Annotated in this window: 21 protein-coding genes; 12 read left to right on the top strand and 9 right to left on the bottom strand. The window is 69.1% G+C overall.

From position 1 onward, the window contains the following. Nucleotides 1–116: 116 nt before the first annotated feature. The 6 genes from BM360_RS16700 to BM360_RS16680 all read left to right on the top strand — a co-directional run bounded on the left by BM360_RS16700 (nt 117) and on the right by BM360_RS16680 (nt 7,998). Complete coding sequence (locus BM360_RS16700; RefSeq protein WP_093316286.1) at nt 117–1,427, top strand: metal-dependent hydrolase family protein; 1,311 nt, start codon at nt 117–119, stop codon at nt 1,425–1,427. After that, nucleotides 1,424–2,737, top strand: coding sequence for an amidohydrolase family protein (locus BM360_RS16695; protein WP_093316284.1), 1,314 nt, complete (start codon nt 1,424–1,426; stop codon nt 2,735–2,737). The genes BM360_RS16700 and BM360_RS16695 overlap by 4 nt, the downstream gene beginning before the upstream one ends. Before the next feature lie 24 nt (nt 2,738–2,761). Next, nucleotides 2,762–4,339 carry a M20/M25/M40 family metallo-hydrolase gene (locus BM360_RS16690; RefSeq protein WP_242653543.1) on the top strand — a complete coding sequence of 526 codons (1,578 nt, stop codon included), beginning with the start codon at nt 2,762–2,764 and terminating at the stop codon, nt 4,337–4,339. Between the two features lie 26 nt (nt 4,340–4,365). Continuing rightward, nucleotides 4,366–7,326, top strand: a complete 2,961-nt coding sequence (locus tag BM360_RS16685) for a M14 family zinc carboxypeptidase (protein ID WP_207544632.1) — start codon at nt 4,366–4,368, stop codon at nt 7,324–7,326. A gap of 93 nt (nt 7,327–7,419) precedes the next feature. Beyond that, nucleotides 7,420–7,593: a hypothetical protein gene (locus BM360_RS19660; protein ID WP_165611334.1), complete on the top strand. Its 174-nt coding sequence runs from the start codon at nt 7,420–7,422 to the stop codon at nt 7,591–7,593. A 99-nt stretch (nt 7,594–7,692) separates the two neighbouring features. Beyond that, on the top strand, nt 7,693–7,998 hold the full coding sequence (locus BM360_RS16680) for a PilZ domain-containing protein (RefSeq protein WP_093316280.1): 306 nt from the start codon (nt 7,693–7,695) through the stop codon (nt 7,996–7,998). Between the two features lie 19 nt (nt 7,999–8,017). Here BM360_RS16680 and BM360_RS16675 read toward each other — a convergent pair whose 3' ends face one another. The 6 genes from BM360_RS16675 to BM360_RS16650 form a co-directional block, all read right to left on the bottom strand. Next, complete coding sequence (locus BM360_RS16675) at nt 8,018–9,265, bottom strand: N-succinylarginine dihydrolase (RefSeq protein ID WP_093317375.1); 1,248 nt, start codon at nt 9,263–9,265, stop codon at nt 8,018–8,020. A gap of 10 nt (nt 9,266–9,275) precedes the next feature. Further along, nucleotides 9,276–10,286, bottom strand: coding sequence for an arginine N-succinyltransferase (locus tag BM360_RS16670; RefSeq protein ID WP_093316278.1), 1,011 nt, complete (start codon nt 10,284–10,286; stop codon nt 9,276–9,278). After that, nucleotides 10,283–11,431, bottom strand: a complete 1,149-nt coding sequence (locus BM360_RS16665) for a hydrolase (RefSeq protein ID WP_242653579.1) — start codon at nt 11,429–11,431, stop codon at nt 10,283–10,285. Before BM360_RS16665 ends, BM360_RS16670 begins: the two co-directional genes overlap by 4 nt. 85 nt (nt 11,432–11,516) lie before the next feature. Further along, nucleotides 11,517–12,518, bottom strand: a complete 1,002-nt coding sequence (locus BM360_RS16660) for a DUF481 domain-containing protein (protein WP_093316276.1) — start codon at nt 12,516–12,518, stop codon at nt 11,517–11,519. Further along, the gene (locus tag BM360_RS16655; RefSeq protein WP_093316274.1) at nt 12,515–12,991 is read right to left on the bottom strand and encodes an RNA pyrophosphohydrolase; all 477 of its coding nucleotides are present in this window, start codon (nt 12,989–12,991) and stop codon (nt 12,515–12,517) included. Before BM360_RS16655 ends, BM360_RS16660 begins: the two co-directional genes overlap by 4 nt. 11 nt (nt 12,992–13,002) lie before the next feature. Next, nucleotides 13,003–13,983, bottom strand: a complete 981-nt coding sequence (locus BM360_RS16650; protein WP_242653542.1) for an alpha/beta hydrolase — start codon at nt 13,981–13,983, stop codon at nt 13,003–13,005. Between the two features lie 160 nt (nt 13,984–14,143). Between BM360_RS16650 and BM360_RS16645 the strand changes: the two genes are divergently transcribed. From BM360_RS16645 to BM360_RS16635, 3 genes are read left to right on the top strand one after another with little or no spacing between them, the layout of a single operon-like run. After that, the gene (locus tag BM360_RS16645; RefSeq protein WP_093316270.1) at nt 14,144–15,040 is read left to right on the top strand and encodes a histone deacetylase family protein; all 897 of its coding nucleotides are present in this window, start codon (nt 14,144–14,146) and stop codon (nt 15,038–15,040) included. A gap of 30 nt (nt 15,041–15,070) precedes the next feature. Next, nucleotides 15,071–16,423 carry a cryptochrome/photolyase family protein gene (locus BM360_RS16640; protein ID WP_093316268.1) on the top strand — a complete coding sequence of 451 codons (1,353 nt, stop codon included), beginning with the start codon at nt 15,071–15,073 and terminating at the stop codon, nt 16,421–16,423. Between the two features lie 56 nt (nt 16,424–16,479). Further along, nucleotides 16,480–17,730, top strand: coding sequence for an SAM-dependent methyltransferase (locus tag BM360_RS16635; protein ID WP_093316267.1), 1,251 nt, complete (start codon nt 16,480–16,482; stop codon nt 17,728–17,730). Between the two features lie 19 nt (nt 17,731–17,749). On the opposite strand, the gene BM360_RS16630 is transcribed toward BM360_RS16635, so the two are convergent. After that, the gene (locus BM360_RS16630) at nt 17,750–18,460 is read right to left on the bottom strand and encodes an SDR family NAD(P)-dependent oxidoreductase (RefSeq protein ID WP_093316265.1); all 711 of its coding nucleotides are present in this window, start codon (nt 18,458–18,460) and stop codon (nt 17,750–17,752) included. Nucleotides 18,461–18,590: 130 nt separating this feature from the next. Beyond that, a complete protein-coding gene (gene purF / locus BM360_RS16625) occupies nt 18,591–20,051 on the bottom strand; it encodes an amidophosphoribosyltransferase (protein WP_093316264.1) in 1,461 nt (486 codons plus the stop codon). Nucleotides 20,052–20,206: 155 nt separating this feature from the next. Between purF and hisI the strand changes: the two genes are divergently transcribed. Together hisI and BM360_RS16615 are read left to right on the top strand one after the other, a co-directional pair. Beyond that, complete coding sequence (gene hisI / locus BM360_RS16620; RefSeq protein WP_093316262.1) at nt 20,207–20,572, top strand: phosphoribosyl-AMP cyclohydrolase; 366 nt, start codon at nt 20,207–20,209, stop codon at nt 20,570–20,572. Nucleotides 20,573–20,628: 56 nt separating this feature from the next. Continuing rightward, nucleotides 20,629–21,057, top strand: coding sequence for a MerR family transcriptional regulator (locus tag BM360_RS16615; RefSeq protein ID WP_093316260.1), 429 nt, complete (start codon nt 20,629–20,631; stop codon nt 21,055–21,057). Here BM360_RS16615 and argJ read toward each other — a convergent pair. After that, nucleotides 21,054–22,274 (bottom strand): bifunctional glutamate N-acetyltransferase/amino-acid acetyltransferase ArgJ, encoded by a 1,221-nt coding sequence (gene argJ, locus BM360_RS16610; RefSeq protein WP_093316259.1) that lies wholly within the window; start codon nt 22,272–22,274, stop codon nt 21,054–21,056. The genes BM360_RS16615 and argJ overlap by 4 nt on opposite strands. A gap of 180 nt (nt 22,275–22,454) precedes the next feature. On the opposite strand from argJ, the gene secA reads away from it, so the two are divergent. After that, nucleotides 22,455–25,190 carry a preprotein translocase subunit SecA gene (secA, locus tag BM360_RS16605; RefSeq protein ID WP_093316257.1) on the top strand — a complete coding sequence of 912 codons (2,736 nt, stop codon included), beginning with the start codon at nt 22,455–22,457 and terminating at the stop codon, nt 25,188–25,190. The last annotated feature ends 64 nt before the right edge of the window (nt 25,191–25,254 follow it).

Here is a 25,254-nt window from a genome sequence, read left to right as displayed (position 1 = left end):
TCGGGTTCGTGCAGGCCCGGTTGCGTCCGGACAAGAATTGTAACGAAACATGGCCGGCGTATCAGGTCCCGACGTGGCCGCGCGTCCGGCAAGCGGGTCGCTCTGGGGGAAATGGGATGATTAGAAAGAGGTTGGCGCGCTGGGGCTGCGGCGCCGCGCTGCTCGCGTCCGCGGCGGCGCCCGCGGTCGCCAAGGACGTCGTGATCCACGCAGGCACGCTGATCGACGGCGCGTCGGCTACGCCGAAGCGGCAGATGTCGATCCTGATCCGCGACGAGCGGGTGACGGGCATCCAGAACGGTTTCGTCACGCCCGCCGGCGCCGAGGTGATCGACCTGTCGACCAAGACGGTGCTGCCCGGCTTCATCGACGCGCACGACCATATCTCCGCGACGGGCAGCCGGAAGCCGCTCAACCGCTTCGTTCTGACCGAGGGCGATGCGACGATCGCCGCCGCCGCCAATGCGCGGATCGATATCGAGACCGGCTTCACCACCGTGCGCGATCTCGGCTCCAGCGAAGTGACCGCGCCCGCGATCATCCGCGCGATCAACGCCAAGCAGATCGTCGGCCCGCGCTTCTGGACCGCGCTGCAGGCAATGGGCCCGACGGGTGGCCACAGCGACCGGCAGAACGGGCTTGGGCCGGCCATCCACATCGACGGTCGTGAAGGTGCGATCATCGACGGGCCGGACGACGCCCGCCGCAAGGTGCGCGAGCATCGCCGCAACGGCGCCACCGTCATCAAGATCATGCCTTCGGGCGGTGTCGGCTCGATCGGCGACGATCCCAACCACATGGTCATGACCGACGCGGAGATGAAGGCCGCCATCGAGGAAGCGCACGAGCTCGGCCTGAAGGTTGCGGCGCACGCGCACGGCAAGGTGGCGATCGATCACGCCATCCGTGCCGGTGTCGATTCGATCGAGCATGGCACCTATGCCGATGCCGAAAGCTACGCGCTGATGAAGCAGCACGGCACCTATCTCGTGCCGACGTTGCTGGTGGCGGACGCGATCTACCAGAATGCGGTGAAGTCGCCCGAGACGCTGCCGCCGACCGTCGCGGAAAAGGCGATTGCGGTTACCCCGACGATGATCGGCAATGCCGGCCGCGCCTACAAGGCGGGCGTCAAGATCGCGCTCGGCACCGATCAGTCGGCCAGCTCCGGCCGCAACAAGGCGGAGGAGTTCGCGCTGCTGGTCAAGGCGGGGCTGACGCCGATGGATGCGATCTTCGCCAGTTCGAAGAATGCGGCCGCGCTGGTCGGCTCGCCCGCGGACATCGGCACCGTCCAGGCGGGCCGCTATGCCGATATCGTCGCAGTCGACGGCGATCCGCTGGCGGACATCACCGTGCTCCAGAAGGTCGATTTCGTGATGAAGGGTGGCGAAGTGTTGAAGACCGGCGGGAGGATGACGCGATGAGCCTGCGCACGGCCCTTGCGGCGCTGCTCGCCGCCCCCGCGCTGATGATGGCGGCGCCGGCCGCCGCCAAGGATGTGGTGATCCATGCCGGCACGCTGATCGACGGCGCCTCCGCCACGCCGAGGCGGCAGGTGTCGATCATCGTCAAGGACGAGCGGATCGTCGGCGTGCAGCCCGGCTTCGTCACGCCGGCCGGTGCCGAGGTGATCGACCTGTCGCGCCAGACGGTGCTACCGGGCTTCATCGACACGCACGACCATATCTCGATGACGCCGGACTGGAGTGTGCTCAACCGCTTCACCCAGAACCAGGCGGATGCGGTGGTCGCCGCGATGCGCAATGCGGAGCGCGACATCGAGCAGGGCTTCACCACCGTGCGCGATTGCGGCTCGGGCTCGATCGAGGCGCCGGCGCTCAGCCGGGCGATCGCCGCCAAGCAGCTGGTCGGCCCGCGCATCTGGTCCGCCATGCAGCCGCTGTCGGCGACGGGCGGCCACTCGGACCCGCAGAATGGCTTCAACTCGGAGGTCCATTTCGAAAATCGCGAGCTGTCGATCATCGAGGGGGCCGACGATGCCCAGCGCAAGGTCCGCCAGCATCGCCGGGACGGCGCGCAGCTGATCAAGATCATGCCGTCGGGCGGCGTCGGTTCGATCGGCGACGATCCCAACCACATGACCATGACCGACGAGGAGATGCGCGCCGTCACCTCGACCGCGCATGAGCTCGGCATGAAGGTCGCGGCGCACGTCCACGGCAACAAGGCGATCAACCATGCGGTCGAGGCCGGCGTCGATTCGGTCGATCACGGCACCTATGCGGATGCCACCAGCTACAAGCTGATGAAGCAGCACGGCACCTTCCTCGTGCCGACCCTGCTCGTCGCCGACTGGATCTACCAGACGGCGGTTAAGACGCCGCAGGCGCTGCCGCCGTCCGTCGCGGAAAAGGCGATCGCGGTGACGCCGACGATGATCGGCAATGCCGGCCGCGCCTACAAAGCGGGCGTGAAGATCGCGCTCGGCACCGACTTCACGGGGCTGGGGGACCGCAACAAGGCGGAGGAGTTCGCGCTGCTGGTCAAGGCGGGGCTGACGCCGATGGACGCGATCTTCGCCGGCACGCGAAACGCCGCCGAACTGATCGGCGCGCCGCAGGATATCGGCTCGGTCCAGGCGGGCCGCTACGCCGATATCGTCGCGGTCGACGGCGATCCGCTGGCGGACATCACCGTCCTCCAGCGCGTCGGCTTCGTGATGAAGGGCGGCGACGTGCTGAAGCGCGGCGGAGCGATGCAGCCGCAAGACTGAACCAACGAGGGAGATACCGGGGTCGTGAGCAAGCTCGTCCGTTCCGCCATGCCGCTGTTCGCCGCGGCAACCATGCTGGCAACGTCCGCGCTCGCCGCGCCCCCGGGCACCCGGCCCGACATCCGCATCGCGGAGGGGCCGGCCTTCTCCATGGCGTCGATCCCCGCCTACAAGGGCGATCACAAGGACATCTACGCCTATATCGACGCGCACAAGGCGGAGGATGTCGCCAATCTCCAGCGCTGGGTTCGCCAGCCCTCGGTCAGCGCGCAGAATATCGGCATCAAGGAGATGGCGGCGCTCGCCGCGGCCGACCTGAAGAAGATCGGCTTCAAGGAGGCCGAGGTGGTGCCGACCTCCGGCCACCCCGGCGTCTGGGGCTATTATGATGCGGGTGCGGCCAAGACGCTCGCCGTCTACATGATGCTCGACGTCCAGCCGGTCGAGGAGAAGGACTGGCAGGTGAAGCCGTTCGACGGCGCGCTGGTCGATCACCCGCTCGGCAAGGTGCTGATGGCGCGCGGTGCCACCAACACCAAGGGCCCCGAGCGCGCCTTCCTCAACGCCGTCGAGGCGATCATCGCGACGCGTGGCAAGCTGCCCGTCAACCTGATGATCCTCGCCGAGTGCGAGGAGGAACTGGGCTCGATCCATTACCCCGAGCTGATCGCCAAATATGCCGACCGGCTGAAGACGGCGGCGGGGTCCATCTATCCGGGCGGCGGCCAGTCGCCCGCCGACGGCGCCGTCGCCATGCAGCTCGGCAACAAGGGCGTCCTCTATATCGAGCTGGAGGCGAAGGGCAGCGCCACCGGCGGCGGCCCGCAGAAGGCGGAGATCCACTCCAGCTGGAAGGCGACCACCGATGCACCCGCCTGGCGGCTGGCGCAGGCGCTCGCCACGCTGACGACCGCAGATGGCAACACCATCCTCGTCCCCGGTTACTATGACAGCATCCGCCAGCCCAATGCGGAGGAGCGGAGCCTCTTCAACGGCACGCTGCCCGGCTGGACCAAGCGCGAGGTGAATACGCGCAAGAGCTTCGCGATCGATCACTGGTACGACAAGATGGACGCGCGCGCCTCGCTGACGCGCTATCTGTTCGATACCACGCTCAACATCGACGGCCTGTCGAGCGGCTATGACGGGCCGGGGATGAAGACGATCCTGCCGCACCGCGCCTTTGCCAAGCTGGACAGCCGGCTGGTGCCCGACCAGACCCCCGAGGAGTCGCTGCGGCTGATCAAGGCGCATCTCGTCGCCAAGGGGTTCAGCGACATCGAGGTGCGCCAGCTCAGCGGCTATCCGCCGTCGCAGACCAGCGTGTCCGCGCCGCTCGTCCAGGCGGTGCTCGCCACCTACAACAAATATGGTCTGCCGGTGGATGTCAGCCCGCGCTCGGGCGGCAGCCGTCCGTCCTATGTCTTCACCAAGACGCTGGGCATTCCGGATGTCACGCTGGCGATCGGCCACGGCGCCGATGCGCATGCGCCCAACGAATATCTGCTGATCGATCCGAAGCCCGGCTCCAAGGTGTTCGGGCTGTCGGCGATGGAGAAGTTCTACGTCGACACGCTCTACGCGCTGGCGGCGACGAAATAGGGACGGTCTTTCACAAAGGGGTAAATATGGGCGTTCGTATTTCCGTGTCGGCCGCGGCGCTCGCCGCGACCGTCCTGACCGCGCTGCCGGTACAGGCGCAGCAGGCCCCGGCGGCGGCACCGCTGACCAACGTAACGATGCCGTCGGGCACCGCGACGCTCAGCCAGCCGCAGGATGCCGAATATGGCCGGCTCATCCAGCAGCATCTGATCGATCGGCGCTTCCAGACGGAACTGACCGATCACATGCCGGCATCCGACACGGTGCCGTCGCCGCTCAAATTCTTCGGCCGCATTCCCGGCACGCCGAGCGAGCTGACCTACGCCAAGGACATCAACCGCTATTACCAGGAGCTGGCGCGCACCTCCAAGCGCGTGAAGTACATGACGCTCGGCACCACTGAGGAGGGGCGCGAGCAGGTCGTCATCGCCATCGCGGACGAGGCGACTTTGGCCAATCTCGACCAGTATAAGGCGCAGCTGGCGGCACTCGCCGATCCGCGGCGCACGAACGCGCAACAGGCCGCCGAGATCATCAAGACGGCCAAGCCGATCTACTGGGTGACGAGCGGCATCCACTCGCCCGAGACGGGTGGGCCCGAGATGCTGATTGAGCTGGCCTACCGCATGGCGGTGGAAGAAACGCCGTTCATCAAGAACATCCGCGACAACATGATCACCTTCATCACCCCCGTCATCGAGGTGGACGGGCGCGAGAAGATGGTCGACACCTACTATTACGGCAAGAAGACGGGCAAGCCCAAGCCGCCGCTCGTCTACTGGGGTAAGTATGTCGCCCACGACAATAATCGCGACGGCCTCGGCCAGTATCTGAAGCTTACGCAGAACATCACCAGGGGCGTGCTCGACTGGCACCCGACGGTGCTGCACGACCTGCATGAATCGGTCGCCTATCTCTATACGTCGACCGGCACGGGCCCCTACAACAACTCGCTCGATCCCATTCAGTCGAACGAATGGTGGCTGCTCGCCGAAACCGAGGTCATGGAGATGACCAAGCGCGGCGTGCCGGGCGTGTGGACCTACGGCTTCTACGACGGCTGGGTGCCCAATTATCTGTTCTGGATCGCGCACACGCACAACAGCTTCGGCCGCTTCTACGAAGTGCAGAGCTACGGCCCCGACATCCAGAAGGGCCTCAAGATGCCGCCGACGACCACCAGCAAGGAGTGGTTCCGCCCGAACCCGCCGCTGCCGTCGGTTGACTGGGCACCGCGGCAGAACACCAACATCCAGCAGTCGGCGCTTCTGTTCGCGCTGCACAAGGTTGCGAGCGACCGCGCGACCTATCTGGAGAATTACTGGGCGAAGAACCGCAACGCGATCGAGATCGGCCGCACCGGCCCGGTCAACGCCTATGTCATTCCCGCGCGCCAGCATGCGCCGGGCAACGTCGCCGACATGGTCAACATGCTGCGCCAGCAGGGCGTCGAGATCGGCACCGCCGCGCAGGGCTTCACCGCCGGCGGCGTCGAAGTGGCGGCGGGCGATTACGTCATCCGTGCCGACCAGCCCTATCGCACGCTGCTCGACATGTATCTGAGCGTGCAGAACTATCCCGCCAGCAATCCCCGGCCCTATGACGATACCGGCTGGACGATGCAGTATATGCACAATGTCGAGCTGAAGACGATCAAGGATCAGGCCGTCTTCAACCAGGCGCTGACGCCGCTGACGGCCGAGGCGCGTGCGCCCGGCGGGATCAGCGGGAGCGGCCCCGTCGTCGTGTTCAACCATACCGGCGACAATGCGCTGATGGCACTGCGCTTCCGGATGAAGGGCACGCGCATGCTGGCGGCGGAGACGCCGTTCGAGGCGGGCGGCAAGCGCTATGCCGCGGGCAGCTTCATCATCCCGGCGGCTGACCGTGCGGCGGTGTCGCGTGCCGCCGAGGCGCTGGGCGTGCAGGGCGAGGCGATGGCATCGCTGCCGCAGGTCGCCACCCACGCGCTCAACGTGCCGCGCATCGGCTACATCCACTCCTGGCTGCGCACGCAGGACGAGGGCTGGTGGCGCGCCGCGCTCGACACCTACGGCATCCCATATGATTACTTCGCCGACATCACGCTGAAGAAGGCGGGCAATCTGCGCGGCAAGTATGACGTGCTGATCTATCCGACCGTCGCCAACACGGCGAAGGACCAGTTCGTCGGTGTGGCGATGAACGGCAAGGATCCGATCCCCTACAAGAAGACCGCGATGACGCCGAACCTCGGCGCGCTCGACTCCGCCGACGATATTCGCGGCGGCGTGGGCGGGGCGGGGCTCGATGCGCTGCGCCGCTTCGTCGAGGATGGCGGCACGCTGATCGCCGACGGATCGACGGTCGAGATGCTGTCCGATTTCGGGCTGACGCAGGGCGTCTCCGTCACACGGCCGGCGGAGCTCTACAACAAGGGCTCGATCATGCGCGGGCTGATTGCCGATACGACCAGCCCGATCGTCTACGGCTATGAAGGCAAGCAGCTGCCGATCTACTTCTCGCAGTCGCCGGTGCTCAACATCAGCCGCGGCTCGGGCATGGGCTATTTCGATCCCAATGGCCCGGGCGTGCGGCTGGCGCAGAACGTGACGCCGAACGTCACGCCCGTGCCGATCTCGCCCTGGCCCGATTCGACCGGGCCGAAGGGCGGGGCGAATGCCAATGCCGCCGTCGATCCGAGCCCCTTCGGATCCGCGGCACCCGCCTCGCGCTCAAGCGGGGCTGAGCCGACGCAGTTCCCGCGTGTGGTGATGAACTTCCCCGCCAAGTCGAGCGACATTCTCCTCAGCGGCATGCTGAGCGGGGGCGAGGCGCTGACCAACAAGCCGCTGGTCGTCGACGTGCCCAGCGGCCGCGGCCACATGGTGCTGTTCGCGCTGCGGCCCTTCTGGCGCTGGCAGACGCAGGGCAGCTACATGCTCGGCTTCAACACGATCCTGAACTGGGATCACCTCGATGCGGGGTCCGGCGCCGCCCGGCCCTGACCGGACCAGGCCTGCGGGATGCCCGTCGCGGCATCCCGCAGGCCCGCCGCGGATGGTGGGAACCAAGCCGCCGTTCGTCCGATTGTGCGGGTCATGACACTGTCCTGCCTCCTCGGCCGACACTGGCCGCTCGCCGCTTATGGTCGCCACCGCGAAGGCTTTCAGCTCAGCCGCTGCGCCGATTGCAGCTGGCCGATGATGAAGGCCGACGGGGTCAGCTGGCGCGCTTTGCCGCGCACGCTGGTCCGCCGCGCGCGCACGGGGTGACCGGCCGGGTGGCCGGGCAGGAAAATGCCAGGGAAAGCGACACGTTAACGCTTCCGCTACCCCGCGCAGGCGATAAGATTGCCGCTCGGGAGAGTGGGCATGAGTGAGCCGGAGACCATTGTTGAGCGGAGCGCCGAGCGCCAGCCGGTGACGCTGGTCGCGCGCCTGCGGCAGAGCGGCGCCAAGCCCATCGAGGTCGAGGTGCACGATCTGTCCACCCATGGCTTCCAGGTGGATACCGTCCACATCATCCGGCCCGGCCAGATCGTCTGGCTGCAATTCGGTCCGCTGGCCCCGCTTGAAGCGCAGGTGCGCTGGTTCCGCAACTATCGCATCGGCTGCGCCTTCTCGCAGCCGCTTCATCCGGCCGTGCTCGACTCGATCGTGGCTCAGGCGCGCCGCTGAGCCAACCGCCGCAGCGCGGCTAGATCAGCGGCGCCAGATCGAGCCTTTCCAGCAGTGCACGTCGCGCCGCAGCGGCGCTTGCCCACAGGGTAGGGCGACCCAGATCGTCCGGCCCGATCTCCTCCGGCCACGTCGCGGCGATGACCTGTTCGATCCCGTCGAGGATCGCGTCATCGACGAGGAAGCGGGGATCCACCGTCGCCGGATCGCACGCGACGCGCAGGCGCAGGCAGGCGGGGCCGCCGCCATTGGCCATCGATCCGCGCACGTCCACCACCTCGATCCGGCGAATGGGGCCGTTGCCTGCCAGCATCTCCTCAAGCCAGGTCCACACCGCCGCATTTTCGCGCGCCTCGGCGGGCACGATCAGCGCCTGCCCGCCCTGCGGCAGCGTCACCAGTTGCGCGTTGAACAGATAGGTGGAGATCGCATCGCCCAGGCTGACGCGGTTCGCAGGCACCTCGACGATGCGTACCTCCGGCAGCAGCGCGCGCAGGCGATCATGCAGCATGTCGCGATCCGCAAAGGCCTGCTCGTGCGCGAACAGCGTCAGCCCGTCCGCCACCGCGACGACATCGTTGTGGAAGGCGCCTGCCGCGATCGCCGCCTCCGCCTGCTCGACGAACAGCGTCCGCGCGGGATCGAGGCGGTGTCGCCTGGCGACGGCCCGGCTCGCCTCGACATGCTGGCGGGTCGGGTAGGGGCCGCCGCGCTGGCCATAGACGAACAGCTCGATCCCCGGCGCATCATGCGCCGCTGCCAGCCGCATGTGGTTGGCCGCGCCCTCATCGCCGAAGGGCGGCGGCACCGGCTCGTGCACCGCGAAGGCCGAGCGCGCGAAGGCGAGGCGCAGCTGCGCCAGCGTGCCCGTCCACTCATGGCTGCGATGCGGCATGGTGGCGAGGTTGGCGACGGTCAGGTGGCAGCGGCCATCGGCCGTGTCGGCCGCGGGCGAGACGGTCGCCGCATTGGCCGCCCACATCGCCGATGCCGACATCGCATTGGCGAGCAAAGCGGGGGAGGCCTCCTCAGGCGTCGTCGCCAGTTGCGCCAGCCAGCCGAGCGCGGGCCGCGCCTGCGGCATGAACACGCCTTGAACCAGCCCGAGGGCGAGGTTGGCGCGCATCTTCGCCACGCCCTCCAGCGCCGCCGCGCGCGGCCGGGAGACGGCACCGGCGTTGCGCGTGGCGGCAAGATTGCCGAGGCTCAGCCCCGCAAGATTGTGCGTCGGGCCGACGATGCCGTCGAAATTGATCTCGCGGATCATCGCCACGCCCTCACCGCTCGACATGCAGCACCTCATCCCCCTCGCGCACGCCGAGCGCTGCGGCACCCGCGGCATCGATCTCCAGCACGTCGCCGCCGGACAGGTCGGCAAAGGCGCAGCGGAAACCGGTCAGCCGCCCCGTCGCCACCAGTGCGCGCCGACCCGCTTCGCCGCCCACCCGCGCGACGGGCGCGATCGTGGCGCCCGCGATCGATCGGATCGTGTCGGTGCGCGCCGCCATGGTCGGCCCGCCGTCGAAGATGTCGACATAGCCCTCGTGGCGGAAACCCTCCGCCTCCAGCATCTTCATCGCCGCACGGCCGCTCGGGTGGGGCAGGCCGATGACGTGGCGCGCCGCCTCGGGCAGCATCGCGATGTAGATGGGGTGTTTGGGCATCAGGTCGGCGATGAACTGGTGGCCGTTCACCGCATTGAACTCGTCCGCCTCCTGGAAGCCCATGCCGAAGAACTTGCCGGCAAGGCCGTCCCAGAAGGGCGATCCGCCCGCCTCGTCGATCACGCCGCGCAGCTCCGCAATGACCCGCTCGGCAAAGCGGGCGCGGTGCTGGCGGATGAACAGATAGCGTGATCGCGCGAGCAGCAGCCCGAGCCCGCCCGCCCGCTCGCGCGGGTGGAGGAACAGCCCGCCCACCTCGCTCGCGCCCTCGTAATCGGTGGTCAGCGTCAGCATCTCCGCCCGGAAGGTGCGCTCCAGCTCGCGCGAATGCTGGGTCAGCGTGCCAAGGCGGTAGGAATAGAAGGGAAAGACCTGCCCCACCTGCGCGAAGATCTGCGCGGTGCCGGCGATGCGGCCCGTCTCCAGATTTTCGAGGATGAGTAGGTAGATGTCGGGGCCCGGCACGTCCGCGCTCTTGCCGAACGCCTCTTCCGATGCCTTCAGCCGGTTGCGCAGCGCGCGCCGGTCGGGCGGCAGGTTGGTGAAGCCGCCGCCGGTCAGCTTCGCCATTTCATAAAGCGCGTCGAGATCGGAGGCGCGCGATGGGCGGACGACGAAGCTCATGCGCCCTCGGCCAGACGGAGGAGGACGAGGGTGGAGAGCATCGCCCGTTCGGCGAGCGATTCGACGATCAGATATTCGTCATGGCTGTGGATCGCGCCGCCGCGCACGCCCATCGTGTCGACCACCGGAATGCCCGCCGCCGCGATATTGTTGCCGTCGCACACGCCGCCGCTCGGCGCCCAGCCGATCTGCTGGCCGAGCGCAGCACCACAGTCGCGCACCAGTTCGAACAGCCGTTCCGCTGCAGGATCGAGGGCCTTGGGTGGCCGGCCGAAGCCGCCATGGGCGGCGATCGTCACGTCGTGCCGCGCCCCCACCGCCGCCGTCTCGCGCGCGATCAGGGCTTCGGCGCGGGCGAGGTCGTCCAGACTTTTCGGCCGCAGGTTGACGCGCAGCACCGCGTGCGCCGGCACGACATTGTTCGGCCCGCCGCCGTCGATCCGCGCCGGGTTGACCGACAGGCCGGCGTCGCGCGCCTCATGCAGGCGCAAGGCCAGATCGGCGGCGGCGACAAGCGCGTTGCGTCCATCCTCGGGATTGCGGCCGGCATGCGCGGCACGGCCGGTGATGCGGAAAGAGAAATTGCCGCTGCCCGGCCGCGCGCCCGCCAGCATGCCCTCGGGCGTCATCGCCGGCTCATAGGTCAAGGCCGCACGCTTGCCGCGTGCCGCCGCCGCGATCAGCGGTGCGGAGGCGGGCGAGCCGACCTCCTCGTCCGCATTCACCACCACCTCATAGCCGATGCGGCCGGCAAGCGGGCTCGCCTCCAGCGCGTGCAGCGCCGCCAGCATCACCGCCAGCCCGCCCTTCATGTCGGCGACGCCCGGCCCACCGAGCACGCCGGGCGCACGCCAGTCGAGCCTGTCGAAATCGTCACCGGGCGCGAACACCGTATCCATATGCCCGGTCAGCAGCAGCTGCACGGGCGCGTCCGGCCGCACGCGCAGGTGCATGCTGCGGCCATGCTGCACCGCCTCGACGCTGCCGGCCGCATCCATCACCTCGACCGGCACGCCCTCGACCAGCGCCAGCTTGCCCGGCAGCACGGCAAAGGCATTCGCCAGCAGATCGGCCATCCGCGCCAGCCCGGCCAGGTTGCGCGACCCGCTGTTGACCGCGCACCACGCCTCGATGTTGCGCAGCATGGGTGCGGCGGCGGCATGGTCGAGGATCGGCTGATGAATGGTCACGCAGCGACGTTAGCGGAGCCGCGCGCGTCGCGACAGGGGCTCAGAAGCTGTAGACGAGCGTCGCGCGGCCCAGCGTGTCCAGCGGCTCGCGCCCGTCCGGCGCATCGCGTTCATAGGTCAGCGCGTAGGAGATGCGCGCCTTCAGCCCGCCGATCAGCCGCGTGTCGAGCGCGGTTGTTGCGCTGGCATTGGTGGCGCCGCGCTCGACGAAGATCGAGCTGTCCTGCGTCACGTCGAGCGTCGGCGACACCTTCCAGCGCAGCGCCAGCGAGGCGCGGCCGGCGAGCGTGGTGGCGTGGGTCCGCTCGGTAAACTCCGCCTCGTCGGTGAAGTTCGTCCGCCGCAGCGCCGGGCCGCCTTCCAGGTCGAGCTGCAGGCCGCGCTGCGCGACGAGCCGGTAGCCCAGTCCGCCGCCGCCGGTCAGGCGCATCGAATAGCCGAGAAAACGGTCCCGCTCATATTGCGCGAGGCCATAGCCGTAGAAGCGTTCGCCCAGCGTCCGCCGCGGCTGCCAGCTGAGCAGCGCGCGCGACGCGGTGGTCGTCTCGTCGGTGCGCTGATAGTCGATGCGCCCGACCAGCTTGTGCGTCCAGAGCAGCCCCTCGCGCGTCAGCCCGAGCGAGCCGTAGAGCCCGAGCGTGTCGCTGTTGCCGGTGGCGCGCGTCGCGCCCACCTCAATCGTGCCCTTCCAGAAATCGAGCGGCCCCGCCGCCGCCAGTGCCTCGCGCTTGGCCGCCTTCTCGCGCGCCTCGCGGGCGGCAAGGCGCGCGAGATAGGCCTTGTGGATCGTGTCGATCTCGCTCGCCGTCTCGGGGTTGGAGGCGCGGGCGAACTTCACCACCGCCGCCACCGCCGCCGGATCGCCCGAATCGATCGCCGCCTCGATCACGTCGCGCACGGTGCGCGGCAGCTCGGGCGGGGCATCGGCCGGGCGGGGCGGGGTCAGCAGCAGCGGCGGCATCTCCGGCGCGGCGACCACCACCACCACCTGCAGCGGCAGCAGCTCCGGCGGCAGATCGATATTCGGCGCCTGCCAGATCACCGGCCGAGCTGCTCCGCGAATTCGTCGAGGATCTGCGCGTAGAGCGCGCGCTTGAACGGCACGATCAGGTCGAGCACCTCGGCCGGGCTCGCCCACCGCCAGGCGCGGAATTCGGGATGCGCGGTCTCGATCCGCACATCCTCGTCGCGCCCCAGGAAGCGCAGCAGGAACCAGATCTGCTCCTGCCCGCGATATTTGCCGCCCCACACCTTGCCGGCGAGATCCTCGGGCAGATCGTAGAAGAGCGATCGCTTCGCCTGCGCGACGATCTCGACCAGATCGGGCAGGACGCCCGTTTCCTCCTCCAGCTCGCGCAAGGCCGCGGTGCGGGCATCCTCGCCGCGGTCGATCCCGCCCTGCGGCATCTGCCACGCCTCCAGCGCGGTATCGAGCCGCTGGCCGACGAACACCTTGTTCTCCGCATTCAGCAGCATGATGCCGACGGCGGGGCGGTAGGGAAGGTCCTTGCTCATTCGCGCCTCGGTCATCCGGCCCGCGCGGCCTGGCGCATCACGCGGTCGGCCTCCGCCTCGACGATGATGGGCTTCAGCGCCGCGAGGCAGCCGGCAAGGTCACCCGCGGCGGACGGGATGGCGCGGCGGAAGGTCATGAAGCCGTGGATCGTGCCCGCCGCTTCGCGGAACACGGTCGGGATGCCATGGCCCGCCAGCACGCCGGCATAGGCCCGCCCCTCGTCGCGCAGCGGATCGAGCGAGGCGGTGACGACCAGAGCCGGCGGCAGCCCGTCGAACCGGCCGATGGCAGGGGCCGCGCGCCAGCTCTCCGCATCGGCCGCATAGCAGCGGTCGAAGAAGCGCATCGCCTCGATCGTCAGGAACCAGTCCTGCCCGAACTGCTCGAACGAGCCGTGATCCTTGGCGCGCCCCAGCACCGGGTAGATCGGCCACTGCGCGATCACCGGCACCGCGGCGGGCGCATCGCGCAGCGCCATGGCGGTGACGATGGTCAGGTTGCCGCCCGCACTGTCCCCCGCCAGCACCAGCGAGGAAACGCCGAGGCCAAGCTCCGCCGCCCCGCTCGCCACCCAGCGTGCCGCCGCCTCGCAATCGTCGGGCGCGGCGGGGAAGGGGTGTTCGGGCGCCAGCCGATACTCGACCGAGACGACCGGCAGGTCGAGCCCGCGGGCGATCTCCGCGCAGAGCGGCGTGTAGAAATCGACATCGCCGATGGTGAAGCCGCCGCCGTGGAAGAAGACGACCACCGGCCCCGGCAGCCGGTCCGCCCGCGCGTCGAACAGGCGCAGCGGGATCGGGCCGGCGGGGCCCGGCGCGGCAAGATCGCGCATCACCGCCAGCGCGCCCACCTCCGGCTCCACCAGGTCGCGGGTGGCGCGCATCAGCTCACGCTGGGCGACATGGCCCGCCTCCTGCACCGGCGGCCGCCCGGCGGCGGCCATATAGTCGAGGAAGGCGCGCACGTCGGCGCGGACGAAAGGCTCGCTCAATCCCGCTCTCCTTGGCCGATCGGTGACGCGCGCCCGCATGGCGGCGCAGTCGCGAAGGCGCTGCCTCCTTGCCAACAGACATGGGGGCACGACAAGCACGTCCTGCGCCACGCGGCGGCGGGTGGCGACCGATCGTGGCGTCCGCGCGTTGGCGCGGGCGATGCTGCACGTCGTCCACCACCCCGATTATGTCGGCCCGCCCGCGCCCGACAGCCGCTTCCGCTTCGACAAATACGGCCTCGTCATGGAGGCGCTGCGTGAAAGCGGCGTGGCCCACACGGTCCACACGCCCGATCTGATGCCGCGTCCGTGGCTGGCGGCGGTGCACGATCCCGCCTACGTCGCCGAGGTGCTGGAGACGCGGGTGCCGCGCGAGAAGGAGCGGCGCATCGGCTTCCCGATCGTGGAGCGGATCGCCCGCCGCTCGGTCCTGTCGCCGGGCGGCAGCTGGCTGGCGGCACGGCTGGCGCTGGAGCATGGCTTCGCCGCCAATGCCGCGGGCGGTAGCCACCATGCGCTCTACGACACGGGTGCTGGCTATTGCGTGTTCAACGATCTCGTCATCGCCGCCAACCGGCTGCTGGCGGAGCGGACGGTGCGGCGCATCCTCATCGTCGATCTCGACGTGCATCAGGGGGACGGCACCGCCGCGCTCACCGCCGGGCGCAGCGACATCGTCACCTTCTCGATGCATGCGGAAAAGAACTTCCCCGCGCGGAAAGCCGCATCCGATCTCGACGTGCCGCTCGCCGACGGGCTGGACGACGCCGCCTATCTCGCGGTGCTGGCCGAGCATCTGCCGCCGCTGATCGAGCGCACCGCGCCCGATCTCGTCTTCTACCAGGCCGGCGTCGATCCGCACCGCAACGACCGGCTCGGCCGGCTGGCGCTCAGCGACGCGGGGCTGGCGGCGCGGGACCGCTTCGTCATCGCGGCGGCAGGCGACGTGCCGGTCGCAAGCGTGCTGGGCGGCGGATATGGCGAGGACCGGATGGAGGTGGCCCGCCGCCACGTCCGCTCCATGATCGCCTGTGCCGAGGCGAATGGCCGCCGCTGAACCTCCGTGCCCGTCCGCCGTTCAGCCGCCATGCCCGCGCCCACGCTCGTCTGGTTCCGCCAGGATCTCCGCCTCGCCGATCAACCCGCGCTCGTCGCTGCAGCGGGGGAAGGGCCGGTCGTCGCCTGCTACATCCTCGATGACGAGACGCCGGGCCGCTGGGCGATCGGCGGCGCGCAGCGCTGGTGGCTGCACCACAGCCTCGCCAGCCTTGCCGCAGACCTGTCCGCCCGCGGCGTGGAGCTGATCCTGCGCCGCGGCCGTGCGGCCGAGCAGGTGGCGCGGCTGGCGGACGAGATCGGCGCCGCCCGCATCCACGCGCTCGCCCACTACGAGCCGTGGTGGCAGGCGGCGGAGAAGGCGCTGGGCGAGCGGCTGATGCTGCACGACGGCGCGCGGCTAGCCGATCCACGCACCATCCTCACCCGCACCGGCGGGCGCTACCGCATCTTCACGCCCTTCTGGCGCGCGCTGGCCGAGCGGATGCCGCCGCCCGCGCCGTCGCCCGTGCCCGATCTCACCGGCGCAAAGGTCTCCGCTGCATCCGACCGGCTGGAGGATTGGGTGCTGCTCCCCACCAAGCCTGACTGGGCCACCGGCTTCGACTGGACGCCGGGCGAGGCGGGTGCCCGTGACGTGCTCGAGGCCTTCATGCCCGGTGTCGGTGCCTATGCCACCGCCCGCAATCTGCCGTCGGTGCAGGGCAGCTCGCGCCTGTCGCCCTATCTCCACATGGGCGAGCTTTCCCCGGCCACCGTCTGGCACACCGCCGCCGCTGCCGGACCCGAGGCCGAGCCGTTCCTGCGCGAACTCGGCTGGCGCGATTTCACTGCCAACCTTCTCGATCTGATCCCCAATTATGCCGACGCGCATGGCCGCGTGGTGGGCGATCGCATCGCCTGGCGCAGCGATGCCGGGGCGAAGCGGGAGTATCGCGCCTGGACGAAGGGCCGCACGGGCTATCCCATCGTCGATGCGGGCATGCGCCAGCTCTGGGTGACCGGCTGGATGCACAACCGCGTGCGAATGATCGCCGCCTCGTTCCTGGTGAAGCACCTGCTGATCGACTGGCGCCGCGGGCAGGACTGGTTCTGGGACACTCTGGTCGATGCCGATCTCGGCAACAATGCGGTCAACTGGCAGTGGGTCGCGGGCACGGGCGTGGATTCGAGCCCGTTCAGCCGGATCATGGCGCCGCTCGTCCAGTCGGCCAAGTTCGACGCCGCCGCCTATATCCGCGCCTGGGTGCCCGAGCTTGCCGACGTGCCCGACGCCGCGATCCACGATCCGCATGGCGCGGGCGTCGCACCCGCCGCCTATCCCCGCCCGCTGATCGGCCACCGCGAGGGGCGTGAGCGCGCGCTGGCGGCGGCGCGGGGCTGACGGCCCCGAGCGTCTCCCCTCTTGCACCGTCCGCCGCCGCACCTATCAGGCGCGGCATGAATGTCGGCTCGCCCCGCGGACGTCACCTGCTCGACGCCGACCGCGCCTTCGCCGTCGGCGGCGGCCCCCTGGCGCGCGCGGTGGCGCCCGCTTTCCAGCGCGTGCTCGACCGGGTGGATGCGGGGCTGGCGGAAGGCGCGATCGAGGCGACCCTGCCCGACGGGCGCACGCGCCTGCTCGGCGGGCGTGCGCCGGGGCCGGTGGCGATCGTCCACCTGCACAATTGGATGCCGCTCGTCCGCCTGATCCTTGCGGGGTCGGTCGGCTGGTATCGCTCCTGGTCGCTGCGCGAATGGTCGAGCCCCGATCCGGTGCCCCTGTTCGACCTGTTCATGCGCAATCGCGCGCCGCTCGGCACCACGGCGCGCGCGCGCGGGCTGCCCCGGCTGCTCAACCGCATCCGTCATTTCGCCCGGCGCAACAGCCGCGCGGGCGCGCGCCGCAACATCGCCGCGCATTACGATCTCGGCAACGACTTCTATGCGGCCTGGCTCGACCAGACGATGAGCTATTCCAGCGCGATCTTTGCAGCGGCGGACGAGCCGCTGGAGGTGGCACAGGTCCGCAAGCAGCGCGCCCTGCTCGACCGGCTGGCGCTGAAGCCCGGTGACAGGCTGCTCGAGATCGGCTGCGGCTGGGGCGGTCTCGCCGCCACTGCGGCCCGCGATTACGGCGCCGCGGTCCATGCCATCACGCTCTCGGCCGAGCAGAAATCATGGGCGGATCGCGTCACCGCCGGCCAGCCGGTCGAGGTGACGCTGACCGACTATCGCGACGTCCAAGGCCGCTACGATGCCGTCGCCTCGGTCGAGATGGTCGAGGCGGTCGGGCAGGCGCACTGGCAGGATTATATGGATGCCATCGCCCGCGCGCTGCGGCCGGGCGGGCGGGCCGCGATCCAGTATATCACCATCGCCGACGACGTGTTCGAGCGCTACGCCGGCAACGTCGATTTCATCCAGGCCTATATCTTCCCGGGCGGCTTGCTCATCTCCGAATCGCGCTTCGCCGCGGCGGCCGAGCGGGCCGGGCTGGAGTGGCGCGACCGCACCGGCTTCGGCCTCGATTATGCGGAAACGCTGCGCCGCTGGCGGATCGCCTTCGACGCGGCGGCCGTGGAAGGCCGCCTGCCAGCGGGGTTCGACGGGCGCTTCGTCGATCTGTGGCGCTATTACCTGATGTATTGCGAAGGCGGCTTCCGCGGCGGCGGCATCGACGTGGCGCAGGTCACGCTGGTGAAGCGCTGACCCGGCGCCGGGCGGCGGGTCAGCCGATCCGCACCCGGTGGCCCGTCTCGAAGCCGGCCGCCACCAGCGCGGCGATCGCCTCGCCCACGACCGCGGGCGCCTTCAGCGTCGCCTGGTCCTCGCCCGGATAGGCGCGTTCGCGCATCTTGGTCGCGGTGGCGCCGGGATCGACGATGGCGACACGCACCTTGCTGATCGCCGCCATCTCGTCGCCATATGCCGCGAGCAGCGTCTCCAGCGCCGCCTTGGACGCGCCATAGGCGCCCCAATAGGCCCGCGGGCTCGCCGCCACGCTGCTGGTCAGGCCGATCACCGACGCACCATCGCTCCGCCGAAGATGCGGATCGAACGCGGCGAGCAAAGCCGCATTGGCCGACACGTTGACCGCGAGCAGGCGGCCCAGCTCCTTCTGGTCGATCGCCGGCACGGGCGAGAGCGTGCCGAGCAAAGCGGCATTCAGCACCAGCACGTCAAGCGCCGGCCAGCGTTCGCCCACCGCCGCCGCCAGCCGGGAGATGCTGTCGCCATCGATCAGGTCCATCGGTGCGATGGTGGCGGTGCCGCCGGCATCATGGATGCGGCCCTCCACCTCCTCCAGCCCGCCCGCCGTGCGCGCGGTCAGGATCACGTGCGCGCCGCGTGCGGCCAGCGCCTCGGCCGTCGCCGCGCCGATGCCGCGCGACGCGCCGGTGACGAGGGCGGTGCGGCCGGAGAGAGAGGTGTCGGTCAAATCATCGTCCCACTGGTGCCCGGCCCGACGCCGTTCGTGCTGAGCCTGTCGAAGCACCGTTCTGCTTCAAGCGCCGGCTAGGAGAAGAACGGCCCTTCGACAAGCTCGGGGCGAACGGGGGCGGGTGGCGTCAGGCCACCACCCGCTCGGCGAAGATGGACAGCTGGTCCTCCGGCGCCACCTCTTCCTGGTCGGTCAGGTGCGTCGGATAGGCGCCGGTGAAGCAGGCGTCGCAATGCGTCGGTTGGCGGGCATCGCGCCCCTCCTCGCCGCGCGCCTTGTACAGGCCGTCGACCGAGACGAAGGCGAGGCTGTCGGCGTTGATGTAATCCGACATCTGCGCGACCGTCATCTGCGCGGCCAGCAGCTTGGCCCGCTCGGGCGTGTCGACGCCGTAATAGCAGCTGTGCCGCGTCGGCGGGCTGGCGATGCGCATGTGCACCTCCCGGGCGCCGGCATCGCGCATCATCTGCACGATCTTCAGGCTGGTCGTGCCGCGCACGATCGAATCGTCGATCAGCACGATGCGCTTGCCGTCGATCAGCGCGCGGTTGGCATTGTGCTTCAGCTTGACGCCCAAATGCCGCACCTGATCGCCCGGCTGGATGAACGTGCGGCCGACATAGTGCGAGCGGATGATGCCGAGCTCGAACGGCAGGCCCGATTGCTGGGCATAGCCGATCGCCGCGGGCACGCCCGAATCGGGCACGGGCACCACCAGATCGGCCTCCACCGGGCTCTCGATCGCCAGCTGCGCACCGATCGCCTTCCGCACCGAATAGACGGACGTCCCGTCGACGATCGAATCGGGGCGCGAGAAATAGACATGCTCGAAGATGCACGGTCGCGGCGCCACGGGCTTGAACGGGCGGTGGCTGCGCAGACCCTTGTCCGACACGATCACCAGCTCGCCCGGCTCGACATCGCGGATATATTCCGCGCCGACGACGTCCAGCGCCACCGTCTCCGAGGCGAAGATCCACGCCTCGCCCACGCGCCCCAGCACCAGCGGGCGGATGCCGAGCGGATCGCGGCAGCCGATCATGCCTTCCTGCGTCAGGCAGACGAGCGAATAGGCGCCCTCGACCGCCTTCAACGCATCGATGAACTTGTCGATCAGCGTGCGATAATGGCTCGTCGCGACGAGGTGGATGATCGTCTCGGTGTCGCTGGTCGACTGGAAGATGGAGCCGCGGCGGACGAGGTCGTGCCGCAGCTTCATCGCGTTCGACAGATTGCCGTTGTGCGCGACGGCGAAGCCGCCCGACGACAGCTCGGCGAACAGCGGCTGCACGTTCCTCAGCGCCGTCTCGCCCGTCGTCGAATAGCGGACATGGCCGACGGCGGCGCGGCCGGGCAGGCGGCCGATCACGTCGGGCCGGTCGAAATTGCCGGCGACGTGGCCCATCGCCCGGTGCGTGTGGAACAGCGCGCCGTCCCAGCTGGAGATGCCCGCGGCTTCCTGTCCGCGATGTTGCAGCGCATGGAGGCCGAGCGCCACCATCGCGGCGGCGGCGTCGGCGCCCCAGATGCCGAACACGCCGCACTCCTCGCGCAGCTTGTCGTCCTCGAAGGGATTGGTCGTCAGCATGATGTCGGGTCGATCCACGCGGCGGTCTCGTGTGCCGCGCATATAGGAGCGGCGCAGCCGCTTGTCGCCCGTTCGTTACGGATTGACGACATTTAACCTATCTTGGGTGCTGCACAGCGTGGCTTTCACCGCTGCGGCCACGCTAAGGCAGCGGCATGACCGACCCGCGCGAAACCGGCTCCGAGCTCCAGCCGAAATGGGATGCCAACGGCCTCGTCACCGCGATCGTCACCGACGCCCGCGACGGCACGCCGCTGATGGTGGCGCACATGAACGCCGATGCGCTCGCCGCCACGCTGGAGACGGGGGAGGCGACCTTCTGGTCCCGCTCCCGCGCGCGGCTGTGGAAGAAGGGCGAGACGAGCGGCCATGTGCTGCGAGTCGTCGAGGCGCGGGTCGATTGCGATCAGGACGCGATCTGGCTCCGCGCGGAGCCTGCCGGCCCCGCCTGCCACACCGGCGCGCGCAGCTGCTTCTATCGCCGGATCGAGGGCGGCAGGCTGGTGCGCGTGGAGGGATAGAACGGCAGCGCATGGCGTTTGACGTTGCCGTGCGCGTCCCGTAGCTTCCTTGTGTCATGTCCAGCGCCGGTGCCCGTGCTGCGATCCACATGCCCGACGCGCAGGGCCGCGAACGCTTCACCATCTCGGATCTGGCGGAGGAGTTCGGTGTCACCCCGCGGGCGCTGCGCTTCTACGAGGATGAGGGGCTGATCTCGCCCGAGCGGGTGGGCGTCGCGCGGGTCTATTCCCGGCGGGATCGGGCCCGGCTGGCGTGGATCCTGCGGGGCAAGCGCGTCGGCTTCAGCCTGGTCGAGATCCGCGAGATGATCGACCTCTACGATCTCGACGACGGGCGCGAGACGCAGCGCCACGTCACGCAGGCGCGCTGCGCCGACAAGATCACCGCGCTGAAGCGCCAGCGCGACGACATCGACAGCGCCATCGCCGAGCTGGAAAGCTTCCTCCGCGTCCTCTCCGCGGAGCCGGGTCAGGGCGACGCCTAGCTGCGATAATCCGCGTTGATCGAGATGTAGCCGTGCGTCAGGTCGCAGGTCCACACGGTGGCGCGGCCCTCGCCCAGCCCGAGATCGACGCCGATCTCCACCTCGCGGCCTTTCAGATGAGCCGCCACCGGCGCCTCGTCATAGCCTTCAACGGCAAGACCGTCCCGCGCCACCTGCGTCGCGCCGAAGCGGATCGCCAGCCGGTCACGCTCGGCCGGCTCGCCCGCCTTGCCGACCGCCATGACGACACGACCCCAGTTCGCATCCTCGCCGGCGATGGCGGTCTTCACCAACGGCGAATTGGCGATGGACAGCGCGATCCGCCGTGCGGACGCATCGCTTTCGGCGCCCTCCACCTCGACGGTGACGAACTTGGAAGCGCCTTCGCCGTCGCGCACCACCGCCTGCGCCAGCTCGGTGCAGACCTGCTGCAAGGCGGCCGCAAGGGCATCCGCCCCGGCATCGTCCATGCTGGTGAGCGGCGCATTGCCCGCCGCCCCGGTTGCGAAGGCCAGCACCGTGTCGGAGGTGGAGGTGTCGCCATCCACCGTGATGCAGGAGAAGCTCGCCTCGTTCGCCGACGACAGCATGGCCTGGAGGAGCGGCGCCTCGATCGCCGCGTCGGTGAAGACGAAGCCCAGCATCGTCGCCATGTCGGGCGCGATCATGCCCGATCCCTTGACGATGCCGACGAGCGTGACCGTCCGGCCATCCACCACCGCCGTCGCCGTCGCGGCCTTGGGGAAGGTGTCGGTCGTCATGATCGTGGCCGCCGCTTCCTCCCAGCTGGCGGGCGCGGCGGCCAGCGCGGCGTCGATCCCTGCCTCCGCCTTGTCGATGGGCAGCGGCACGCCGATCACCCCCGTCGAGGCGACGAACACGTCGGACGGCTGGCATCCGATCGCGCCCGCCACGCGCGCCGCAATCGCCTCCACCGCCGCGCGACCGCGATGGCCGGTAAAGGCGTTCGAGTTGCCCGCATTGACGACCAGCGCACGCGCCCGCCCCAGCGTCAGCGCCGCCCGGCACCACTCGACTTCCGGCGACGGGCATTTGCTCTTCGTCGTGACACCCGCCACGGTCGTCCCCTCCGCCAGCGCCGCAAAGGTCAGGTCGCACCGATCCCACGCCTTGTAACGCGCCCGCGCCACGCGCAGCTCGACACCCGCAATCGGCGGACAGGCAGGGAAGGGGAGAGCGAGGGGGGACGTTTCCATGGCACGAGCGGATAGCGGGCGGCGTGGCAGGATGCCAGCTTGACCGACGGGGGATACCCGGCGTCGCGCGCGCGACGCTCCGAATTGACCTCGCCTCCCCCCGCACCTATCTCGCGTCGGTTCATCAGCGGGGGGTCCGGGCGCCCCTGATCCCGCGCGCCCGTTTCTCAAGGACACCGCATGTTCGCCGGCATCGCCAAGGCCATCTTCGGATCGTCGAACGACCGTTACGTCAAGTCGCTCGGATCCATCGTGCGGCAGATCGCCGATTTCGAGCCGGCGCTGGAGGCGCTGTCCGACGAGGAACTGCAGGCGCAGACGCCGAAGCTGCGCGCCCGGCTGGCCGCGGGCGAGACGCTGGATGACATCCTGCCCGAGGCGTTCGCCACCGTGCGCGAGGCGTCGAAGCGCGTCCTCGGCATGCGCCACTTCGACGTGCAGATGATCGGCGGCATCGTCCTCCACCGCGGCGAAATCGCCGAGATGCGGACGGGCGAGGGCAAGACGCTGGTCGCCACGCTCGCCGTCTACCTGTCGGGCCTGACGGGGCAGGGCGTTCACGTCGTCACGGTGAACGATTATCTCGCCACGCGCGACAGCGAGTGGATGGGCCAGGTCTATCGCTGGCTGGGCCTGACGGTGGGCGTGATCGTGCCTAACCTGTCCGACCAGCAGCGGCGCGACGCCTATGCCGCCGACATCACCTACGGCACGAACAACGAATTCGGCTTCGATTACCTGCGCGACAACATGAAGTATGAGCGCAGCGCTATGGTGCAGCGCCCCTTCGCGCACGCCATCGTCGACGAGGTCGATTCGATCCTGATCGACGAGGCGCGCACGCCGCTGATCATCTCGGGGCCGACCGACGACAAGTCGGAACTCTACATGCAGGTCGACGCGATCGTGAAGCAGATCGACCCTGCGGATTACGAGCTGGACGAGAAGCAGCGCAGCGTCATCCTGACCGAGGAGGGCACCGAGAAGATCGAGCGGATGCTCGAGGCGGCGGGCCTGCTTGAGGGCGCCAACCTCTACGATTTCGAGAACACGCAGGTCGTCCACCACCTCAATCAGGCGATGCGCGCGAACGTCGTGTTCAAGCGCGACACGGATTACATCGTCAAGGACGGCAAGGTCATCATCATCGACGAGTTCACCGGCCGCATGATGGACGGCCGGCGCTGGTCGGAAGGCCTGCACCAGGCGGTCGAGGCCAAGGAGGGCGTCGAGATCGAGCCCGAGAACCAGACCATGGCCTCGATCACCTTCCAGAACTATTTCCGCATGTATCCCAAGCTTTCGGGCATGACGGGCACCGCCGCCACCGAGGCGAACGAATTCTTCCAGATCTACAAGATGAACGTCGTCTCCATCCCGACGAACGTGCCGGTGCAGCGCGTCGACGAGGATGACGAATTCTACAAGAACATGCAGGACAAGTTCGCCGCGATCGCGACGGCGATCCGCGACAAGCAGGCCACCGGCCAGCCGGTGCTCGTCGGCACCGTGTCGATCGAGAAGTCGGAGCTGCTGTCCGAATTCCTCGTGCGCGAGGGCGTCGATCACAAGGTGCTGAACGCGCGCTATCACGAGAGCGAGGCGCACATTGTCGCGCAGGCGGGGCGGCTGCGCGCCGTCACCATCGCGACCAACATGGCCGGCCGCGGCACCGACATCCAGCTCGGCGGCAATCTCGAATTCCGCATGCTCGACGAGCATCCCGATCTCGCCCCCGGCACGCCCGAATATGAGGCGCGCGCCGATGCCATCCGCGCCGAGATCGCCGAGGAGAAGGCGGCGGTGCTGGCGGCCGGCGGCCTGTTCGTGCTCGGCACCGAGCGGCATGAGAGCCGGCGCATCGACAACCAGCTGCGCGGCCGCTCGGGCCGGCAGGGCGATCCCGGCCTCAGCCGCTTCTATCTCAGCCTCGACGACGATCTGCTGCGCATCTTCGGCCCGCAGACGATGTTCGCCAAGATGATGAACAAGAATCTGGCGGACGGCGAGGCGATCGTCTCCCCCTGGATCTCCAAGGCGATCGAGACGGCGCAGCGCAAGGTCGAGGCGCGCAACTACGACATCCGCAAGCAGGTCGTCGAATATGACGACGTGATGAACGACCAGCGCAAGGTGGTCTACGAGCAGCGCTCGGACATCATGGATGCGGACACGGTGGACGATGTCGTCGCCGACATGCGCGCCGAGACGGTCAATGCGCTGGTCGGCGAGGCATGCCCGCCGAACAGCTATCCCGAGCAGTGGGCGATGGACGTGCTGAAGGAGCGCAGCCAGGCGCTGCTCGCGCTCGATCTGCCGCTGGACGAGTGGGCGGCCGAGGAGGGCATCGACCCCGAGGTGATGACCGAGCGGATGCAGCAGGCGGCCGATGCGCACATGGCGGCCAAGGCGCAGGAACTGCCCGAGGACAGCTGGCACCAGGTCGAGAAGAACATCCTGCTGCAGAATCTCGACCATCACTGGAAGGAGCATCTGGCCACGCTCGATGCGCTGCGCCAGGTGATCCACCTGCGCGCCTATGCGCAGAAGACGCCGATCAACGAATATAAGCAGGAGGCGTTCGCGCTGTTCGAGCGGATGCTGTCCGCCATCCGCGAGGATGTGACGCGGATGCTGGCGCATGCCAGCTTCGCCGCCCCGCCCGAACTGCCGCCCATGCCCGATTTCATGACGAGCCATTTCGATCCGCTGACCGGTGAGGACGACACGCTCGATCTCGACGGCGCGTCGCTCGGCCTCGTCACCACGCGCATGCCGCAATTCCAGATGGCGCAGCCGGCGATGGTCGACGAACTCGGCAGCGATCCGTCGCAGTGGGAAGGCCAGGTCAGCCGCAACGCGCCCTGCCCGTGCGGGTCGGGCCGCAAGTTCAAGCACTGCCACGGCCAGCTCTAGGGCGGCCGCGCTTCCGCTGTCATCAACCCGCGGCTAGAGCGGCGGCCGAATCGCCGCTCAAGCG

It is taken from the genome of Sphingomonas jatrophae, from assembly GCF_900113315.1.
Taxonomy (GTDB): Bacteria; Pseudomonadota; Alphaproteobacteria; order Sphingomonadales; family Sphingomonadaceae; genus Sphingomonas_P; species Sphingomonas_P jatrophae.
This window is presented reverse-complemented; position numbering and strand designations above follow the sequence as displayed.

What these genes read in the sequence shown, in the direction of transcription:
- BM360_RS16700 (WP_093316286.1), top strand. Translation starts at nt 117, where the DNA reads ATGATTAGAAAGAGGTTGGCGCGCTGGGGCTGCGGCGCCGCGCTGCTC.
- BM360_RS16695 (WP_093316284.1), top strand. Translation starts at nt 1,424, where the DNA reads ATGAGCCTGCGCACGGCCCTTGCGGCGCTGCTCGCCGCCCCCGCGCTG.
- BM360_RS16685 (WP_207544632.1), top strand. Translation starts at nt 4,366, where the DNA reads ATGGGCGTTCGTATTTCCGTGTCGGCCGCGGCGCTCGCCGCGACCGTC.
- BM360_RS19660 (WP_165611334.1), top strand. Translation starts at nt 7,420, where the DNA reads ATGACACTGTCCTGCCTCCTCGGCCGACACTGGCCGCTCGCCGCTTAT.
- BM360_RS16680 (WP_093316280.1), top strand. Translation starts at nt 7,693, where the DNA reads ATGAGTGAGCCGGAGACCATTGTTGAGCGGAGCGCCGAGCGCCAGCCG.
- BM360_RS16675 (WP_093317375.1), bottom strand. Translation starts at nt 9,265, where the DNA reads ATGATCCGCGAGATCAATTTCGACGGCATCGTCGGCCCGACGCACAAT.
- BM360_RS16670 (WP_093316278.1), bottom strand. Translation starts at nt 10,286, where the DNA reads ATGAGCTTCGTCGTCCGCCCATCGCGCGCCTCCGATCTCGACGCGCTT.
- BM360_RS16665 (WP_242653579.1), bottom strand. Translation starts at nt 11,431, where the DNA reads ATGCTGCGCAACATCGAGGCGTGGTGCGCGGTCAACAGCGGGTCGCGC.
- BM360_RS16655 (WP_093316274.1), bottom strand. Translation starts at nt 12,991, where the DNA reads ATGAGCAAGGACCTTCCCTACCGCCCCGCCGTCGGCATCATGCTGCTG.
- BM360_RS16645 (WP_093316270.1), top strand. Translation starts at nt 14,144, where the DNA reads ATGCTGCACGTCGTCCACCACCCCGATTATGTCGGCCCGCCCGCGCCC.
- BM360_RS16640 (WP_093316268.1), top strand. Translation starts at nt 15,071, where the DNA reads ATGCCCGCGCCCACGCTCGTCTGGTTCCGCCAGGATCTCCGCCTCGCC.
- BM360_RS16635 (WP_093316267.1), top strand. Translation starts at nt 16,480, where the DNA reads ATGAATGTCGGCTCGCCCCGCGGACGTCACCTGCTCGACGCCGACCGC.
- purF (WP_093316264.1), bottom strand. Translation starts at nt 20,051, where the DNA reads ATGCTGACGACCAATCCCTTCGAGGACGACAAGCTGCGCGAGGAGTGC.
- hisI (WP_093316262.1), top strand. Translation starts at nt 20,207, where the DNA reads ATGACCGACCCGCGCGAAACCGGCTCCGAGCTCCAGCCGAAATGGGAT.
- BM360_RS16615 (WP_093316260.1), top strand. Translation starts at nt 20,629, where the DNA reads ATGTCCAGCGCCGGTGCCCGTGCTGCGATCCACATGCCCGACGCGCAG.
- argJ (WP_093316259.1), bottom strand. Translation starts at nt 22,274, where the DNA reads ATGGAAACGTCCCCCCTCGCTCTCCCCTTCCCTGCCTGTCCGCCGATT.
- secA (WP_093316257.1), top strand. Translation starts at nt 22,455, where the DNA reads ATGTTCGCCGGCATCGCCAAGGCCATCTTCGGATCGTCGAACGACCGT.